This is a genomic window from Streptacidiphilus sp. P02-A3a, assembly GCF_014084105.1.
Lineage (GTDB): Bacteria > Actinomycetota > Actinomycetes > Streptomycetales > Streptomycetaceae > Streptacidiphilus.
In genome coordinates this window covers 2,830,473-2,845,835 of record NZ_CP048289.1, presented here as the reverse complement: position 1 = coordinate 2,845,835, position 15,363 = coordinate 2,830,473, and the positions used below count along the sequence as shown (strand labels likewise).

Here is a 15,363-nt window from a genome sequence, read left to right as displayed (position 1 = left end):
GATCTCAGTGCGCCGGGCGCGGTGCGGGTTCAGTCCGGGCGCGGTGCGGGTTTCAGTCCGGGTTCCGTCCGTGCTCGGCGGCGAGGCGGCGGAGCAGCGCGGGCAGCGCCGTGCCGATGGGTTCGCGGACGGTTGCGGCGGCCCGGTCGTCGTAGGGGGTGGGTTCGGCGTTGACGATGGTGACCGCCGCGCCCTTGGCGAGGGCCAGGTCCACCAGTCCGGCGGCCGGGTGCACCCGGAGCGAGGTGCCGACGGCGATGAGCACGTCGCAGCCGGACGCGATGGCCCGGGCCTGGGCCAGTACCTCCGGGTCGAGGTTCTCGCCGAACATGACGGTGGCGGGCTTGAGGATGCCGCCGCAGGCGGCGCACGGCGGGTCGGGCTCGCCCTGCCGGACGCGGGTGAGGGCGTCCGCCATGTCGCTGCGGACGCGGCAGCCGAGGCACTGCACCCGGCGGGCGGTGCCGTGCAGTTCCAGCACCTTGCGGGCGCTGACGCCGCCGAGCTGGTGCAGTCCGTCGACGTTCTGGGTGAGCACCCGCAGCGGGATGCCGGTGCGTTCGAACGAGGCGAGGGCGAGGTGGGCGGCGTTGGGCCGGGCGTCGAGGACGCCGACGTCGATGCGCATCTGCCAGGCCTTGCGGCGGACGGCGGGGTCGGCCCGGTAGTGCGCGATGGTGACCAGCTTCTCGGCCTCCGGGTCGCGCCGCCACAGGCCGTTGGGGCCGCGGTAGTCGGGGATGCCCGAGTCGGTGGACAGGCCGGCCCCGCTGAGGACGGCGACGAGCGGGAGGCGGGGCTGGTCTTCGGGGATGGTCGACGACATGGTCGAACGGTAGAGCGGCGGCGGGGGGACGGCGACCCGATTTCGGGGCGGGCCGGGGAGGCGCCGGAACATATGAAGGATTCTTCATGTATTCGGGTACAGTGGCAACGTCCCTGAATTCCGTGCGGCCCGACCGCGCGCCCCCGCGATCGAGGAGGTTCCCGGTGAGCCAGGTCCACGAGCACGAGCACGAGGGTGCCGACCACGACCACGGCAGCCGTGCCCGTCATGACCGTCATGACGACCACGACGGCCACGACGGCCACGGCCACGGCGCCGCGGGCGGGCACGCGGGTCACGGCCACGGCGTGAGCGCCGACGCGGACCGCCGCTACCTGCTCGGCGCGCTCGCGCTGATCTCCGGCTACATGGTCGGCGAGGTGATCCTCGGCCTGCTGGCCCACTCGCTGGCGCTGATCTCGGACGCCGGCCACATGCTCACCGACGCCGCCTCGCTGGTGCTGGCGCTGGTCGCGATGCGCCTGTCGGCCCGGCCCGCGCGCGGGTCGCTGACCTTCGGGCTGAAGCGGGCCGAGATCCTGTCCGCGCAGGCCAACGGGATCACGCTGCTCGCGCTGGGCGCGGTCTTCAGCTACGAGGCGATCCGGCGGCTGTTCGCGCCGCCCTCGGTCGGGGGCGGGATCGTGCTGGCGACGGCGCTGGTCGGGATCGTGGTGAACGTGCTGGCGGCCTGGCTGATCTCCCGGGCGAACCGCAGCAGCCTCAACGTCGAGGGTGCCTACCAGCACATCCTCAACGACGCCTGGGCGTTCATCGCCACCGCGGTGGCCGGTCTGGTGGTGTTGCTGACCGGCTTCGGCCGGGCCGACGCGATCGCCACGCTGGTCGTCGCGGCGCTGATGTTCCACGCCGGGTACGGGCTGGTCCGCGAGTCCGGGCGAATCTTCCTGGAGGCCGCTCCGGCCGGTCTGGACCCGGACGAGATCGGCGCCCAGCTGGCGGCGGAGCCGGGCGTGGTGGAGGTGCACGACCTGCACGTGTGGACGATCACCTCCGGCTATCCGGCGCTGTCCGCCCATGTGCTGGTGCGCGACGAGCTGGACTGCCACGCGGTGCGGCAGCGGCTGGAGACCGCGCTCAGGTCGGACCACCGGATCCAGCACACCACCCTGCAGGTCGACCACGCGACGCCGGAGCTGCTCCAGCTCGGCACCGAGGCGGACGCCCACTGCGTGGATCCGCACGGGAGCGCCCACCGCGCGCAGCGCGGCTAGCCGTTACGTCAGGGCGGGCTCACAGGAAACTCTGCCGGCCTCACCGTTATCAATCTGTGATCATCTTATTTTGGACATATCAGGGCAAAATAGAAGATCGCCTCTCCCCAACCCCGGCACACTTGCAGGACGCTTAGGGTGCCCACCTACTAACGTGACCGGCGCAGGATGCACGCTTTCCAGGCTGGCCGGAGCTACTGAGGACCGATGACACAGAAGAAGCCGTCAAACAGTGATCGGCGCCGAATAGCCCAGGAGAAGATCGCCGCGCAGCGGCAGGCCGAGGCCCGCCGACAGCGCAATATGACGATCGCCTGGGTCGTCGGCGGCGTGATCCTCATAGCCGGTGCGGGAACCGCCGCGTGGGCGGGCATCACGGACATGAACAAGCAGCACGTCAAGGCGGCGGCCAGTGCCCAGGCCACCGACCCCTCCATCGACAAGAGCACCAGCCTGCTCGCCTCGACCGCGCACCAGTCCGACGGCAGCACCGTCGACGGCGTGGTCGGCAGCAACGAGATGGAGAACCTGAAGTACCACATCCACGCCCACCTGGCGATCTACGTCAACGGCGTGCAGAAGCTGCTCCCGTACGGCGTCGGCATCATCCCGCCGTACAGCCTGGACACCTCCAGCGGCAGCCCGTTCGTCAGCGGTGGTAGTGCGTACTACTACCTGCACACGCACGACGAGACCGGCATCATCCACATCGAGTCGCCGAACAGCCACATCTACACCCTCGGCAACTTCTTCGACGTGTGGAAGGAGCCGCTGAGCAGCACCCAGGTCGGCCCGGACAAGGGCCAGGTCACGGTCTACGTCAACGGCAAGGTCTTCACCGGCGACCCGACCACGATCCAGCTCAGCGAGTACAAGAACATCCAGCTGGACGTCGGCAGCAACGTGCCGTTCAAGAACTTCAGCTGGCCCTCGGGTTACTAGGGCTGACGGGCGGGGAGCGCGATGAGGGACGATCGGGACTCGGTGCCGGAACCGGACGAGGCCGCACGGGAGGCGCTGGAACTCGCGGCGCTGGAGCAGGAGGCCGCCGAACTGGAGGCACGCTCGGCCCGGCGCGGCGGTCTGCTCGGCGCGCGGCGGCTGCTGGTGCTACAGGCTCCGGTCCTGATCGCCCTGGCGGTGGTACTGCTGCTGTGGAGCCGGGGCACCCCGGTCTCCGCGGCGGCCACCGCCGCCACCTCCTCGGCCGCCGCCCCGGCGAAGGTGGGCATGGTCAACGCCTACCTGGCCCCGGCCAGCGGCGGCGAGGTCCGCGGCTACATGGTCATCAAGAACAACGGCGACTCCGCGGACCGGCTGGTGAGCATCACCAGCCCCTGGGCCTCGACCATCACCCTGAACGAGGGGACGTCCAGCACCGCGCTGCCCTGGATCACCGTCCCGGCGCACGGCACGGTGACCCTGAAGCCGGGCGGCTACAGCTTCGTCATGTCCGACCTGGCCCGGACGCCGAAGCTGGGTGACACCATCGCGCTGACGGTCAGCTTCGCGGACTCCGGAACGGTGTACGTCTTCGCACCTGAGGGTCCGGCGAGCAGCCTGACCGTGCAGAAGGTGATGAACAACATGCAGTACATGCACAAGCTGCCGCCGCAGTAGCCGAGGCGCCGGGCGGGGCCGAACGGGTCATACAGAGGCAAGCTCACTATTAGCCGGAATAAAAGTGAGCTACAGTCTGGTTGTGCGGGTCAGTCATGCCCCCACATCCCCTCTGTTTCCTGCCCCCTCGGAGCCGCCCATGAGAAGCCAAGGACCCGACTGGACTCCCCCGCCCCGCGTCAAGGGCGAACCCGCGCCACCGGCCCAGCTGCGCCGGATCATGCGGCTGTTCCGCCCCTACCGGGCCAGGCTGGCCGCTGTCGGCCTGTTCGTCGCCCTGTCCTCGCTGGTGTCGGTCGCCTCGCCGTTCCTGCTGCGGGCGATCCTGGACACCGCCATCCCGCAGGGCCGCACCGGCCTGCTCAGCCTGCTCGCGCTCGGCATGGTCGCGGTCGCGGTCGCCAACTCGGTCTTCAACGTGCTGCAGACCTACATCAGCACCAGCGTCGGCCAGCGGGTCATGCACGACCTGCGCACCGGGGTCTACGCGCACCTCCAGCGGATGCCGCTGTCGTTCTTCACCCGCACCCGCACCGGTGAGGTGCAGTCGCGGATCGCCAACGACATCGGCGGCATGCAGTCCACCGTCACCAGCACCGCCACCTCCCTGGTCTCCAACCTGACCACGGTGGTCGCCACCATCGTGGCCATGGTCGCGCTGGACTGGAAGCTGACCGTGGTCTCGCTGCTGCTGCTCCCGGTGTTCGTCTGGATCAGCCGCCGGGTCGGCAGCGAGCGCCGCAAGATCGCCACCGAGCGGCAGAAGCAGCTCGCCGCGATCTCCACGATCATGCAGGAGTCGCTGTCGGTCAGCGGCATCCTGCTCGGCCGCACCATGGGCCGCTCGCGGACGCTCACCGCCGACTTCACCCGCGAGTCGGACGGCCTGGCCGACCTGGAGGTCCGTGCCGACATGGCCGGGCGCTGGCGGCAGTCCACCATCCAGATCGTCATGTCGGCCATGCCCGCGGTCATCTACTGGACCGCCGGGATCAGCGGACACCCCGGCGCCGAGGTGTCCATCGGCACCCTGGTCGCCTTCACCACGCTCCAGCAGAGCCTGTTCCGCCCGGCGGTGCAGCTGCTGCAGACAGGGGTGTCGGTGCAGGTGTCGCTGGCGCTCTTCCAGCGGATCTTCGAGTACCTGGACCTGGTCCCGGACATCACCGAGCGCCCGGATCCGCTGACCCCGGAGCGGGTGCGCGGCGAGGTGCGGTTCGAGGGCGTCGGCTTCCGCTACGACCCGGCGCAGGCGCGACCCACGCTGGCGGACATCGACCTGCACGTGCCGGCCGGGAGCAGCCTGGCGATCGTCGGCGAGACCGGCTCCGGCAAGACCACCCTCAGCTACCTGGTGCCGCGGCTGTACGACGTGACCGGCGGCCGGGTCACCATCGACGGCCTGGACGTCCGCGACCTGGGCTTCGAGGCGCTGGCCGACGCGGTGGGCGTGGTCTCCCAGGAGACCTACCTGTTCCACGCCTCGGTGGCGGAGAACCTGCGCTTCGCCAAGCCGGACGCCACCGACGAGGAGTTGCACGCCGCCGCCCGGGCGGCGCAGATCCACGACCACATCGCCGGGCTGCCCGACGGCTACGACACCGTCGTCGGCGAGCGCGGCTACCGCTTCTCCGGCGGCGAGAAGCAGCGGCTGGCCATCGCCAGGACCATCCTGCGCGACCCGCCGGTGCTCGTCCTGGACGAGGCCACCAGCGCGCTGGACACGCAGACCGAGCTCGCGGTGCAGACCGCGATCGACACCCTGTCCCAGGGCCGGACCACGCTGACCATCGCGCACCGGCTGTCCACCGTGCGCGGCGCCGACCAGATCGCGGTGCTGGACGCGGGCCGGGTGGTCGAGCTCGGCACCCACGAGCAGTTGCTGGCGCTGAACGGGTCCTACGCGGCGCTGGTCTCCCGGGACGGCGCCATGGCGGACGTGTGATTATCGCCCGCCGAGGGTGCGTCCGGCGGTGCCACCGGGGACGGATGTCCCGGTGACGGGCGATCAGGTCCCGTCCCGCGAGCCGGTCCCGATCCCGAAGGACGCTAGCTGATGGCACCACCCCGATCCCCCAGGGCGCGTCGCGCCATGGGGGGACTGCTCGGCAGTTCCACCCTGGCCGTGCTGCTGCCGCTGGTCCTGGCCGGTCCGGCCACGGCCGCCGCCGCACCGGCTCCGGCCGCGCGTCCCGCGCCCGAGCAGCTGTGCGCTTCGGCCACCCACCCCGTGCTCGCCGCCCGGCTCTCCGCCGACCTCGGCGCCGCGCTGCGCGGCCGTACCGACACCGTGGCGATCACCGTCCGCGACCGGGTCAGCGGCGTGACCTGCGCGTTGCACGCCTCCCGGCACTTCGACTCGGCCAGTGTGGTCAAGGCCACGGTGATGGCGGCCGTGCTGCGGCGGGCCCAGGAGCAGCGGCGGGAGCTGACCGCGTGGGAGGCCTCGCAACTGCGGGCGATGATCACCTACTCCGACAACGACGCGGCCACCGCGCTGTGGGGGGATCTGGGCCGCGCCCGCTTCGCCGCCTTCCTGGAGCTGGCCGGGATGACCGACACCGTCCCCGGCTATGCCGACTACTGGGGGCTGACCCAGATCACCGCGACCGACGAGATGCGGCTGCTGGACGTGTTGACGGACCGTCAGGACGTGCTGTCCGCCCACTGGCGCGCGTACGCGCTGGGGTTGATGGCCGAGGTGGTGGCCGAGCAGCGCTGGGGGGCGCCGTACGGTGCGCCGGCCGGGGTGACCGCGCACAACAAGAACGGCTGGCTGCCGCGCGCCACCCGCGGCTGGCGGGTGCACAGCCTCGGGATCTTCACCGGGGCCGGGCGGGACTACCGGATGGCGGTGCTCACCGACGACAACCCGACCATGGACTACGGCGTGGACACCATCCAGCGGGTGGCCCTGGCCGTGAACCGGGACGTCGGTGGGGCCCGGAGTCACTGAGGTGACTCCGGGCCCCACCGATCGGATGCTCAACCCAGCTTGTTGAGCGCGATGTTGAGGTTGAGCACGTCCACCCGGGGCTCGCCCAGGAAGCCGAGGTTCCGGTCCTGGGTGTACTTCTTCACCAGCGCCTGGACCTCGCTCGCCGGCAGGTCGCGGGCCTTGGCGACCCGGTCGATCTGGATGTCGGCGTACTGCGGGCTGATGTCCGGGTCCAGGCCGGAGCCGGAGGAGGTGATCGCGTCCGGCGGGACCTGGCTCTGGGAGACCCCGTCGAAGGCGGCGATCGCCTTCTTCAGCGCGGTGTAGTCGCTGACCAGCACCGAGCTGTTGGTGCCGAGGTTGGTCCCGGCCGAGGCGGTCGGGTCGTATCCGTTGGCGCCGGCGGCGGAGGGCCGGGACTGGAAGTACTTCGGGTCCGGGCTGACCGTCTTGCCGTCCTTGCTGGTGACCGTGAAGTTCTGGCCGATCAGGCTGGAGCCGACGACCTTGCCGTTCACCTTCACCAGCGAGCCGTTGGCCTGCGAGGAGAACGCGACCTGGGAGATCCCGGTGACCAGCAGCGGGTACGCGAGGCCCAGGAGCACGGTGAAGAGCAGCAGGATCCGCAGGCCCGTCAGGTGGTTCCGGACCGGGGTCGGAAGGGGTTTAGCCATGATGTGTCACACCACTTCTCTCTCTGCGCCGCTCAGTGCAGACCGGGGATGTACATGATGATCAGGTCGATGACCTTGATCCCGACGAAGGGCAGGATCAGGCCGCCGATTCCGTAGATCCCCAGGTTGCGCCGGAGCAGCGACTGCGCCGAGGAGGGCTTGTAGCGGACCCCGCGCAGTGCCAGCGGGATCAGCCCGATGATGATCAGCGCGTTGAAGATGATCGCCGAGGTGATCGCCGACTTCGGGCTGTGCAGCTGCATGATGTTGAGCGAGTTGAGGCCCGGGTAGACGCTGGCGAACATGGCCGGGATGATCGCGAAGTACTTGGCCACGTCGTTGGCGATCGAGAAGGTCGTCAACGCGCCCCGGGTGATCAGCAGTTGCTTGCCGATCTCGACGATCTCGATCAGCTTGGTGGGGTTGGAGTCCAGGTCCACCATGTTCCCGGCCTCCTTGGCGGCCGAGGTGCCGGTGTTCATCGCCACGCCCACGTCGGCCTGCGCCAGCGCCGGAGCGTCGTTGGTGCCGTCGCCGGTCATCGCGACCAGCTTGCCGCCCTCCTGCTCCTTCTTGATGAGGGCCATCTTGTCCTCGGGGGTGGCCTCGGCGAGGAAGTCGTCGACGCCCGCCTCCTCGGCGATGGCGGCGGCCGTCAGCGGGTTGTCACCCGTGATCATGACGGTCTTGATGCCCATCGCCCGCAGGTCCTCGAAGCGCTGCTTGATGCCGGGCTTGACCACGTCCTTGAGGTAGATCACGCCCAGCGCCTGGGCGTTGGCGTTGCCGCGCTTCTCGGCGACGACCAGCGGGGTGCCGCCGAGGTTGGAGATCCGCTCAACCACCGCGTCCAGCGCGGCCCCTGTGTCACCGCCGTGCTCGCGCACCCAGGCCGCGACCGAACCGGCCGCCCCCTTGCGGATGCTGTGCACGCCTGACGGCTCGTCAATGTCCACACCCGACATCCGGGTCTGCGCGGTGAACTCGATCCAGGTCGCGTTCGCCAACTCGCCCTGCGCACGCTCCCGCAGACCGTACTTCTCCTTCGCCAGCACCACGATCGAACGCCCCTCGGGCGTCTCGTCCGCCAACGAGGACAACTGCGCCGCGTCCGCCAGCGCCCCCTGGTCGACCTGATCCACCGTCATGAACTCGGCGGCCTGCCGGTTCCCGAAGGTGATCGTGCCGGTCTTGTCCAGCAGCAGCGTCGACACGTCACCGGCCGCCTCCACCGCACGACCCGACATCGCCAGCACGTTGCGCTGCACCAGCCGGTCCATGCCCGCGATCCCGATCGCCGAGAGCAACGCCCCGATCGTCGTCGGGATCAGCGCCACCAGCAGCGCCACCAGCACCACGATCGTCTGCTCGGCCCCGGCGTACTTCGCCATCGGCTGTAGCGTCACCACGGCCAGCAGGAACACGATCGTCAGCGAGGCCAGCAGGATGTTCAGTGCGATCTCGTTCGGCGTCTTCTGCCGCGAGGCACCCTCGACCAGCGCGATCATCCGGTCGATGAACGTCTTGCCGGGCTCCGACGTGATCTTGATGACCACCCGGTCCGACAGCACCTTGGTCCCACCGGTCACCGCCGAGCGGTCACCGCCGGACTCCCGGATCACCGGAGCGGACTCACCGGTGATCGCCGACTCGTCGACACTGGCCACACCCTCGACCACGTCGCCGTCACCGGGGATGACCTGACCGGCCTCGACGATCACGAAGTCGCCCAGCCGCAGCTCGGTCGCCGCGACCTCCTCCTCGGCGACGTTCCGCGCACCGGGGGCCCAACTGCCCACCACCCGGCGGGCCATGGTGTCGGTCTTGGTCCGGCGCAGGGTGTCCGCCTGTGCCTTGCCCCGGCCCTCGGCCACCGCCTCGGCCAGGTTCGCGAAGACCACCGTGAGCCAGAGCCAGACGGTGATCACCCAGGCGAAGACGCTGGGCTTCTCGATCGCGGAGAGGGTGGTGAGCAGCGAGCCGATCTCGACCACGAACATCACCGGGCTCTTGAACTGGACCCGGGGGTCCAGCTTCCTGAGCGCGTCCGGGAAGGAGGTCAGCAGCTGCTTGGGGTCGAGCAGGCCCGCGGAGAGGCGGTGTTCGGGTTCACCTGCTGGCTGTTGCGTGTCCGGCCCGGCTGCCGGGCTCTGGAGGGTGGGGGTGGTCATCAGTGGAGACCTTCCGCGAGCGGCCCGAGTGCCAGGGCCGGGAAGTAGGTGAGCCCGACAACGATGAGGATGACGCCGGAGAGCATCCCCACGAAGAGGGGTGTGTGGGTCTTGAGCGTGCCCGAGGTCTCGGGCACCGGCTTCTGCTTGGCCAGCGATCCGGCCAGGGCCAGTACGAAGATCATCGGCAGGAACCGGCCGAAGAGCATGGCCAGGCCGATCGCGGTCTGCCAGTGGTCGCTGGTGACGGTGATCCCGCCGAAGGCGGAGCCGTTGTTGTTGGCCGCCGAGGTGAAGGTGTACAGCACCTCGGAGAAGCCGTGCGGCCCGCTGTTCAGCATGCCGCCGCCGTGGCCCGCCTTCAGCGACATCGCCAGGCCGGTGCCGCAGAGCACGATCGCCGGGGTGGTCAGGATGTAGAGCGAGGCGAACTTCATCTCCCGGGCGCCGAGCTTCTTGCCCAGGTACTCCGGGGTGCGGCCGACCATCAGACCGGCGACGAACACCGTCACCACGGCCAGGATCAGGATGCCGTACAGGCCGGAGCCGGTACCGCCGGGCGCGATCTCGCCGAACATCATGTTGAGGATCGCGGTGCCGCCGCCGAGCGGGGTGAACGAGTCGTGCATGGAGTTCACCGCGCCGGTGGAGGTCAGCGTGGTCGAGGCGGCGAACAGCGAGGAGCCGGGGATGCCGAACCGGACCTCCTTGCCCTCCATCGCCGCACCGGCGATCTTCGCGGCGACCCCCGAGTGCTGCCACTCGAAGAAGGTGATCAGCGCGGCGGAGGCGACCCAGTACAGGCCCATCACCGAGAGGATGGTGTAGCCCTGCTTGTTGCTGCCGACCATCTTGCCGAAGGTGCGGCAGAGCGCGAACGAGATCACCAGCAGCAGGTAGATCTCCAGCAGGTTGGTGAACGGGTTCGGGTTCTCGAACGGGTGGGCCGAGTTGGCGTTGTAGAAGCCGCCGCCGTTGGTGCCCAGTTCCTTGATGACCTCCTGCGAGGCCACCGGGCCGCCCGGGATCGACTGGGTGCCGCCGGACAGGGTCGAGTAGATGTGCGCGACGTGCAGGTTCTCCACGACGCCGCCGGCCACCAGGACCAGTGCGAAGACCATCGAGATCGGCAGCAGCACCCGCAGGGTGATCCGGGTGAGGTCCACCCAGAAGTTGCCCAGCTTGTCGGTCTGGCTGCGGGTGAAGCCCCGGATCAGCGCGGCGACCACGGCGATGCCGACCGCGGCGGACAGGAAGTTCTGGACCGCCAGGCCGCCCATCTGGACCAGGTGGCCCATGGTGGACTCGCCGCCGTAGGACTGCCAGTTGGTGTTGGTGACGAAGGACGCGGCGGTGTTCCACGCCATCGCCGGGGTCACCGCCGGGAAGCCCAGCGACAGCCAGAGGTGCTCCTGGAGCCGCTGGAAGCCGTACAGGAAGAGCACCGAGATCGCCGAGAAGGCGAACACGCTGCGCAGGTAGGCGGCCCAGCTCTGCTCCGCGTCGCCGTCGACGCCGATCAGCTTGTAGATGCCCCGTTCGACCCGCAGGTGTTTTCTGCTGGTGAGCGTGTGCGCCATGAAGTCGCCCAGCGGGCGGTAGGACAGCGCCAGAGCCGCAACCAGCGCCAAGGCCTGCAGGAAGCCGGCAAGAGTTGGGTTCACTAGAACTTCTCCGGGAGGATCAGGGCGGCGATCAGGTAGCCGACGAGAGCGACGGAGACGATCAGGCCCACGATGTTGTCGGCGCTCATCGCACTACCTCCGAGGCAGCGGTGGGGGCGAAGCGGGTGATGGGGAGGCCGTTCACAGCTTCTCCACCCCCTTGACGATCAGAGCGAGGACGGCGAACACAAGGATCGTCACCCCGACGAAGAGCACGTCGAGCATGAGGGTCACACCCCGGCTATCAAGTGGATTCAGGCCGCGGCGGAGGTCTCCGGGCGGCGCCGGTCCGACCGGCACGCTCAGGAAAGCGCACGTCACCCGGGTGCAGCAGCGGCGTTAACGCCCCTCTTGCGCGGCACGGGCAGGCATTGACACGGCCTTTACGCCGCCGCGACCGCGCCGTTGCCGGAGGGCGGACCCGGCCCGGATCCCCGCTGGACAGGTGTTCCCGTCGCCGCAGTCGGCCTGTATGCTCGATTCTGCTCGAAGCATGGTGCTAATGAGCAGTTTCAATCACATCGCCTTAGGAGTGTGCCGGTGTCCTGGACCGCGCAAGAGATCGCCTCCCAGCCCGACTGCTGGCAGCAGGCGCTGGACCGGCTGCCCGGCTTCGCGCCGCTGCTCCCCCGCCCCGGCGAGCGGGTGGCCGTCGTCGGCTGCGGGACCTCGTGGTTCATGGCGCAGTCCTACGCGGCCCTGCGCGAGCGGGCCGGGCAGGGCGAGACCGACGCCTACGCGGCCTCGGAGGTTCCGGAGCTGGGGGCCCCCAACGGCCGCCGCTACGACCGGGTGCTGGCGCTGACCCGCTCCGGCACCACCACCGAGGTACTGGAGCTGCTGGACCGGGTGCGCGGCCGGATCGCCACCACCGCGATCACCGCCGACCCGGCCACCCCGATCGCCGACCTGGCCGACGACCTGGTGGTGCTGGACTTCGCCGACGAGCAGTCGGTGGTGCAGACCCGGTTCCCCACCACCCAGCTGCTGCTGCTGCGGGCGCACCTCGGCGAGGACGTCTCCGCGGTGCTCGCGGACGGCGCGGCGGCGGTCGCCGCGCCGGTCGCCGAGGTCCTGCTGGACGCCGAGCAGATCAGCTTCCTCGGCCGCGGCTGGACCTACGGCCTGGCCCGCGAAGCCGCGCTCAAGGTCCGCGAGACCGCCGCCTGGTGGACCGAGTCCTACCCGGCGATGGAGTACCGGCACGGCCCGATCAGCGTCGCCCGCCCGGGCCGGGTGGTCTGGAGCCTCGGCGAGCTGCCGGACGGGCTGGCCGAGCAGGTCGCCGAGACCGGCGCGCACCTGGAGCGGCGCACCCTGGACCCGGTGGCCGAACTGGTCCGGGTGCAGCGCCTGGGCGTGGCCCTGGCCGCCAAGCTGGGCCGGGACGTGGACAACCCGCAGCACCTGACCCGTTCCGTGGTGCTGCCCTCCGCCGTCGCCCAGCCGTGATCGTCACCGTCACCCTCAACGCCGCGCTGGACGTCACCTACCGGCTGGACCGGCTGCGGCTGGGCGAGGCCAACCGGGTCGCCTCGGTCCGTGAACGGGCCGGCGGCAAGGGCGTGAACACCGCCCGGGTGCTGGCGGCGCTCGGGCAGCACACGCTGGTGACCGGGCTGGTCGGCGGGGCCACCGGCAACCAGTTCCGCAACGACCTCCAGGTCAGCGGACTGCCCTACCTGCTGACGCCGATCCAGCAGAACAGCCGGCGCACGGTGGCGGTGGTCGGCGACGACGGCAACGAGCCGGTCACCGGCCTGTGGGAGCCGGGCCCCGAGGTCTCCCCCAGCGAGTGGACCCGCTTCACCGAGCGCGACTTCCCGGCCGCGCTCAGTGGCGCGGCGGCGGTGGTGCTCTCCGGCAGCCTGCCGCCCGGCGTCCCGGCGGACGCGTACGCGACGCTGCTGCGCCGGGCCGCGGCGCTCGGCGTGCCCGGGGTGCTGGACGCCGACGGCGAGGCCCTGCGCGCCGGGCTCGACGGCCGTCCGGCGCTGGTCAAACCGAACGCGGAGGAGGCCGCCCGGGCCACCGGCGCGGTCAACCCGGCCGAGGCGGCGGCCCGGCTCTGCGCCCTGGGCGCGGCGGCGGCCGTGGTCACCGCCGGTCCCGGCGGCCTGTTCGGCCGCACCGCCGAGGGCCTGGCCTGGCACACCCCGGCGCCGCGCCGGGTGCTCGGCAACCCGACCGGCGCGGGCGACGCCGCCACCGCCGCGCTGGCCCGGGCGCTCGCCGAGGGCAGCCCCTGGCCGCAGGCCACCGCCGACGCCGCCGCGCTCGCCGCGGCGGCCGTCGCCGCGCCCCTGGCCGGCGACTACGACCCGGACCTGTACCGCGAACTGACGCAACATCACCATCAAGACCGCAAGGAGAACTGACCCGTGCCGCTGACCCCGACCGCGCGCATACTCCAGTCCGCCGAGGAGCACGGCTTCGCCGCGGGCTCCTTCAACGTGATCCAACTGGAGCACGCCCAGGCGATCCTGGCCGGGGCGGAGCGGGCACAGGCCCCGGTCATCCTGCAGATCAGCGAGAACGCCGTGCGCTACCACGGCGCGCTGGCCCCGATCGCCGCCGCCGCCCGCACCGCCGCCGAGCAGGCCGGGATCCCGGCCGCGCTGCACCTGGACCACGCCACCCGCTTCGACCTGATCCGCGAGGCCGCCGACTGCGGCTTCGGCTCGGTGATGTACGACGGCTCGAAGCTGCCGTGGGCGGAGAACGTCGGCAGCACCGCCGAGATCGCCGCCTGGTGCCGCGAACGCTGCCTGCTGGTGGAGGCCGAGCTGGGCGAGGTGGGCGGCAAGGACGGCGCGCACACCCCGGGGGTGCGCACCGACCCGGCCCAGGCGGCGGCGTTCGTCGCCGAGACCGGTGTGGACGCGCTGGCGGTGGCGGTGGGCTCCAGCCACACGATGACCGTCCGCGAGGCGGAGCTGGACCTGCCGCTGATCGCCGAGCTGCGCGCGGCCGTCAACGTCCCGCTGGTGCTGCACGGCTCCTCCGGGGTGCCGGACGAGACGCTGCGCAAGGCGGTGGCGGCGGGGATGCGCAAGGTCAACATCTCCACCCACCTGAACCGGCTGTACACCGAGGCGGTGCGCGAGGCACTGGCCGCCGACCCGGCGGTGGTGGACCCGCGCCGCTGGCTCGGCCCGGCCCGGGACACGGTCGCGGTGGAGGTGGCCCGGCTGCTGGAGGTCCTGGGCGCGCACGGTCGGGCCTGACGGCACACCGCGTCCGTTTCCTTCAAGACCGGAGCGCCGCGGCGGACCTAGGGTCGGGGGCATGAAACGACTCACCGACTCCGTGCTCACCCGCGCCCGGGACTTCGTCTGGCTGACCGGCCGGGTGCTGGAGCAGCGGCGCTACGCCCACCTCTTCGGCGACGGACCGGCCGCCGGGGTGCTGGCGGCGCTGGAGGCCTACCGGACGCCGGACGGCGGCTACGCCTTCGGGTTGGAGCCGGACGTCCGGGGCCCGGCCGCGCAACCGCTGGCGCTCCCGGCCGCGCTCCGGATCCTGGACCGGCTGGGCGCGCTGGACCAGCGGTCGGCGGCCGGGCTGTGCGACTGGCTGGTCTCGGTCGGCACGCCCGACGGCGGGGTACCGGCGGTGCTGCCCTCGCTGCGGGACTACCCGCGCCCGCCGTGGCTGCCGGTGCCGGACACCCCCGCCGGGGAGCTGCTGGCGACCGGGCCGATCGCGGGCCTGCTGTGGAAGAACAAGATCACGCACCCGTGGCTGGACCGGGCGACCGCCTTCTGCGTGGCGGCGGTGCGGGGCATCGAGGAGACCCACCCGTACCAGGTGGAGGCGGCACTGGCGTTCCTGGAGCACGCGCCGGACCGGGAGTTCGCCGACGCGCAGACCGCCCGGCTGGGCGGCCTGGTGCGCGAACAGCGGCTGGTGCTGCTCGACCCCGACCACCCGGAGCGGACGCCGCCCGCCCCCGGCTACGCGCCGGGCGAGCACCACCTCGTCCACGACTACGCGCCGACCCCGGACAGCCCGGCCCGGTCCTGGTTCACCGAGGCGGAGTTGGCCCGGGGCCTGGACGAGCTGGCGGCGCGGCAGCGGCCGGACGGCGGCTGGCCGATCAACTGGGCCCAGTGGGCGCCGACCACCGCCGTCGAGTCGCGGCCCGGGGTCACCCTGACCGCGCTGCTGACGCTACGCGCCTGGGACCGGGCCGCCGACTGACCGAACCGGGCTCCGCCCCTCCCCGCTCGGAG

General features: G+C 71.2%; 14 protein-coding genes. 9 read left to right on the top strand and 5 right to left on the bottom strand.

All coding sequences use genetic code 11. From position 1 onward, the window contains the following. Positions 1-52: 52 nt before the first annotated feature. A complete protein-coding gene (locus tag GXP74_RS12915; protein WP_182451630.1) occupies positions 53-826 on the bottom strand; it encodes a Sir2 family NAD-dependent protein deacetylase in 774 nt (257 codons plus the stop codon). A 164-nt stretch (positions 827-990) separates the two neighbouring features. On the opposite strand from GXP74_RS12915, the gene GXP74_RS12910 reads away from it, so the two are divergent. The 5 genes from GXP74_RS12910 (at position 991) to GXP74_RS12890 (ending at position 6,637) form a co-directional block, all read left to right on the top strand. Further along, positions 991-2,061 carry a cation diffusion facilitator family transporter gene (locus GXP74_RS12910; protein ID WP_225447895.1) on the top strand — a complete coding sequence of 357 codons (1,071 nt, stop codon included), beginning with the start codon at positions 991-993 and terminating at the stop codon, positions 2,059-2,061. A 207-nt stretch (positions 2,062-2,268) separates the two neighbouring features. After that, on the top strand, positions 2,269-3,003 hold the full coding sequence (locus GXP74_RS12905; RefSeq protein WP_182451628.1) for a hypothetical protein: 735 nt from the start codon (positions 2,269-2,271) through the stop codon (positions 3,001-3,003). Positions 3,004-3,024: 21 nt separating this feature from the next. Next, positions 3,025-3,681 carry a copper chaperone PCu(A)C gene (locus GXP74_RS12900; RefSeq protein WP_182451627.1) on the top strand — a complete coding sequence of 219 codons (657 nt, stop codon included), beginning with the start codon at positions 3,025-3,027 and terminating at the stop codon, positions 3,679-3,681. Positions 3,682-3,820: 139 nt separating this feature from the next. Further along, positions 3,821-5,626: an ABC transporter ATP-binding protein gene (locus tag GXP74_RS12895; protein ID WP_182451626.1), complete on the top strand. Its 1,806-nt coding sequence runs from the start codon at positions 3,821-3,823 to the stop codon at positions 5,624-5,626. Between the two features lie 111 nt (positions 5,627-5,737). After that, complete coding sequence (locus tag GXP74_RS12890) at positions 5,738-6,637, top strand: serine hydrolase (RefSeq protein ID WP_225447894.1); 900 nt, start codon at positions 5,738-5,740, stop codon at positions 6,635-6,637. A gap of 29 nt (positions 6,638-6,666) precedes the next feature. Here GXP74_RS12890 and kdpC read toward each other — a convergent pair whose 3' ends face one another. From kdpC to kdpF, 4 genes are read right to left on the bottom strand one after another with little or no spacing between them, the layout of a single operon-like run. Beyond that, positions 6,667-7,293 (bottom strand): potassium-transporting ATPase subunit KdpC, encoded by a 627-nt coding sequence (gene kdpC, locus GXP74_RS12885; RefSeq protein WP_182451625.1) that lies wholly within the window; start codon positions 7,291-7,293, stop codon positions 6,667-6,669. Positions 7,294-7,325: 32 nt separating this feature from the next. Then, positions 7,326-9,464 (bottom strand): potassium-transporting ATPase subunit KdpB, encoded by a 2,139-nt coding sequence (kdpB, locus tag GXP74_RS12880; protein WP_182451624.1) that lies wholly within the window; start codon positions 9,462-9,464, stop codon positions 7,326-7,328. After that, the gene (gene kdpA, locus GXP74_RS12875; protein ID WP_182451623.1) at positions 9,464-11,128 is read right to left on the bottom strand and encodes a potassium-transporting ATPase subunit KdpA; all 1,665 of its coding nucleotides are present in this window, start codon (positions 11,126-11,128) and stop codon (positions 9,464-9,466) included. The genes kdpB and kdpA overlap by 1 nt, the downstream gene beginning before the upstream one ends. Beyond that, entirely contained in the window at positions 11,128-11,217 is a 90-nt protein-coding gene (gene kdpF / locus GXP74_RS12870; protein WP_182451622.1) for a K(+)-transporting ATPase subunit F, read from the bottom strand. Before kdpF ends, kdpA begins: the two co-directional genes overlap by 1 nt. A gap of 451 nt (positions 11,218-11,668) precedes the next feature. On the opposite strand from kdpF, the gene GXP74_RS12865 reads away from it, so the two are divergent. The 4 genes from GXP74_RS12865 to GXP74_RS12850 all read left to right on the top strand — a co-directional run bounded on the left by GXP74_RS12865 (position 11,669) and on the right by GXP74_RS12850 (position 15,331). Next, positions 11,669-12,580, top strand: a complete 912-nt coding sequence (locus tag GXP74_RS12865; RefSeq protein ID WP_182451621.1) for an SIS domain-containing protein — start codon at positions 11,669-11,671, stop codon at positions 12,578-12,580. Then, positions 12,577-13,506 (top strand): 1-phosphofructokinase family hexose kinase, encoded by a 930-nt coding sequence (locus GXP74_RS12860; RefSeq protein WP_182451620.1) that lies wholly within the window; start codon positions 12,577-12,579, stop codon positions 13,504-13,506. Before GXP74_RS12865 ends, GXP74_RS12860 begins: the two co-directional genes overlap by 4 nt. A 3-nt stretch (positions 13,507-13,509) precedes the next feature. Continuing rightward, positions 13,510-14,355: a class II fructose-bisphosphate aldolase gene (locus tag GXP74_RS12855; protein WP_182451619.1), complete on the top strand. Its 846-nt coding sequence runs from the start codon at positions 13,510-13,512 to the stop codon at positions 14,353-14,355. Between the two features lie 61 nt (positions 14,356-14,416). Continuing rightward, complete coding sequence (locus GXP74_RS12850) at positions 14,417-15,331, top strand: hypothetical protein (RefSeq protein ID WP_182451618.1); 915 nt, start codon at positions 14,417-14,419, stop codon at positions 15,329-15,331. Positions 15,332-15,363: the final 32 nt, after the last annotated feature.